Source organism: Candidatus Aminicenantes bacterium (genome assembly GCA_011049425.1).
GTDB lineage: Bacteria > Acidobacteriota > Aminicenantia > UBA2199 > UBA2199 > UBA876.
Window position 1 is genome coordinate 1 of record DSBM01000126.1, and the last position, 2,595, is coordinate 2,595.

2 protein-coding genes and 1 other RNA gene are annotated in these 2,595 nt (G+C 53.0%); all 3 read left to right on the plus strand.

Going from position 1 to position 2,595, the window contains the following annotated elements:
- The first annotated feature begins 25 nt into the window (after positions 1-25).
- Positions 26-385, plus strand: a transfer-messenger RNA (tmRNA) gene (gene ssrA / locus ENN40_08725).
- Positions 386-634: 249 nt separating this feature from the next.
- A complete protein-coding gene (locus ENN40_08730; protein HDP95426.1) occupies positions 635-847 on the plus strand; it encodes a helix-turn-helix domain-containing protein in 213 nt (70 codons plus the stop codon).
- The coding region (locus ENN40_08735; protein ID HDP95427.1) for a DEAD/DEAH box helicase at positions 844-2,595 on the plus strand (1,752 nt) is incomplete at its 3' end. The genes ENN40_08730 and ENN40_08735, both read left to right, overlap by 4 nt.

The following is a 2,595-nucleotide window of genomic DNA, read 5'->3' on the forward strand; positions in this document are numbered from 1 at the left end:
CTCTTATTATTTTAGAATTCAATTAGGGGGCGATCCGGCTTCGACGTGGGTTGCGAAGCAGTGCAGGGCATACCGAGGATCAGTAACCTCGTAAAACAGCTGAAAAAAAATAGTCGCAAACGACGAAAACTACGCTTTAGCCGCTTAATCCGGCTAAACTCCACACCGGTGGGCCTCAACGCCGGGTCTGGCAACAGACAGTGGAGTCATTAACGAGGATCGTATTTTGCAGGGTTACTTTGCAGAATATTAAACGATAGGTAACTCGCTTGCCACCAGCCTGCCGGTTGGCGTGTGACAAGTCAGATTAAATAATCAGGCTAAGTATGTAGAACTGTCTGTAGAGGACTTGCGGACGCGGGTTCAATTCCCGCCGCCTCCACCATTTACAAAAAAACCCGTCCATTAACTGAGTGTAGTTAGTGGACGGGTTTTTTATTTGTATTGCCAGCACGTTACGTCGCTTTCAGGGTGTCGGCGGGATGTGTCGGGAAATTCTGAAATATTCACCAGCGTTCCACTTTCCACATGCGTTGTCACCTGCTATATTGATCGTCAAATTGGTACGTTGGACACATTGCGTTCGCTCGCCGCCGGTGAATGGGTGGTGCACCAGGAATTGAGGCAAACCGATATGGCAAAGGCACCGGAAAATTTTGCGGAGATGGTCAAAGAAGTCCGCCAGCAACTGGGGCTCAGCCAGGAAGAGCTGGCTCACGAGCTGGGCGTGAGCTTTTCCACGATCAACCGCTGGGAAAACAGCAAGACGGTGCCCTTCAAACTGGCGCGAAGGCAGCTCGAAGCTTTTTGTGAGCGGATGAAAGAACAGGGGAAGTTGTCCTGGTGAATAAAAAACAACTTTCCGAGCGCGATATCTGCACAAAGTACATTACGCCTGCCCTGGAGAAGGCGGGTTGGGATGTCACGACCCAAATTCGTGAAGAGTTTCCTCTCACCAAGGGACGCATCATCGTGCGTGGCAAGCTGCATACCCGTGCCAAGCACAAGCGCGCCGATTATGTCCTGTTTTACAAGCCGAACATCCCCATTGCCATTATCGAGGCCAAGGACAACAACCACACTGTTTGCGACGGTATGCAACAGGCGTTGGGCTACGCAGACATGCTGCAAGTGCCTTTTGCGTTCAGCTCCAACGGCGATGGTTTTCTGTTCCACAACAAGATCGCCCCGGACGGCATTGTCGAGCGAGAACTTGCACTCGACGAATTCCCCACTGCGGAAACACTGTGGCAATGGTGGGCGCAGCACCGTGGCCTGAACGATCAGCAGAATGCACTGGTCACGCAGGATTATTTCAGCGACGGTAGCAATAAAAGTCCGCGCTATTACCAGCTGCTGGCAATCAACAAAACGATCGAGGCGATAGCGCGGGGCCAGAATCGCATTTTGCTGGTGATGGCCACCGGCACCGGCAAGACCTTCACCGCCTTCCAGATTATCTGGCGGCTGTGGAAGTCCAAGGCAAAGAAACGCATCCTGTTTCTTGCCGACCGCAACATCCTGGTCGACCAGACCATGACCAACGACTTCAAGCCGTTCGGTTCGGCCATGACCAAGATCCAGAAGCGGCAGGCCAACAAATCCTACGAGATTTACCTTTCCCTCTATCAGGCCGTGACCGGCAACGAGGAAGAGAGAAACATCTACAAACAATTCAGCCCCGACTTTTTCGACCTCATCATTATTGATGAATGCCATCGGGGCAGCGCGGCTGCCGATTCGGCCTGGCGTGAAATCCTCGAATACTTCTCCTCCGCCACTCAGATCGGCCTTACCGCCACGCCCAAGGAGACCAAAGAAGTCTCCAATATCGACTACTTTGGCGACCCGATCTATACCTACAGCCTCCGGCAGGGCATCGACGACGGTTTCCTTGCTCCCTACAAGGTCGTGCGCATCGATCTCGACCGCGATTTGACCGGTTGGCGGCCCGACAAGGGAATGATCGACAAGTACGGCAACGAGATCGAGGACCGCATATACAACCAGAAGGATTTCGACAAGACTCTGGTCCTTGAACAGCGCACCCAGTTGGTGGCAAAAAAAATCACCGAGTTCCTTAAGAATACCAACCGTTTCGACAAGGCCATTGTCTTCTGCGAAAACATCGACCATGCCGAACGCATGCGCCAGGCTCTGGTCAACGAAAACGCCGACTTGGTGGCACAGAACAGCAAATATGTCATGCGTATCACTGGCGACAATGAGGAGGGTAAGGCCGAACTCGATAACTTCATCTTCCCGGAGAGTAAATACCCGGTTATTGCCACCACCTCCAAGCTGATGACTACCGGAGTGGATGCGCAGACCTGCAAACTCATCGTGCTCGACCAGCGCATTCAGTCCATGACCGAATTCAAACAGATCATCGGGCGCGGCACCCGCATCAACGAAGATTACGGCAAGTACTACTTCACCATCATTGACTTCAAGAAGGCGACCGAGCTGTTTGCCGACCCTGATTTCGACGGCGACCCGGTGCAGATCTACGAACCCAGCGGAGATCAATCACCGGTGCCGCCGGATGTTCCCTTTGAGCCTGAAAGTGACGGTGGCGTCACTTACCCGGAACCC

What these genes read in the sequence shown, in the direction of transcription:
- ENN40_08730 (HDP95426.1), top strand. Translation starts at nt 635, where the DNA reads ATGGCAAAGGCACCGGAAAATTTTGCGGAGATGGTCAAAGAAGTCCGC.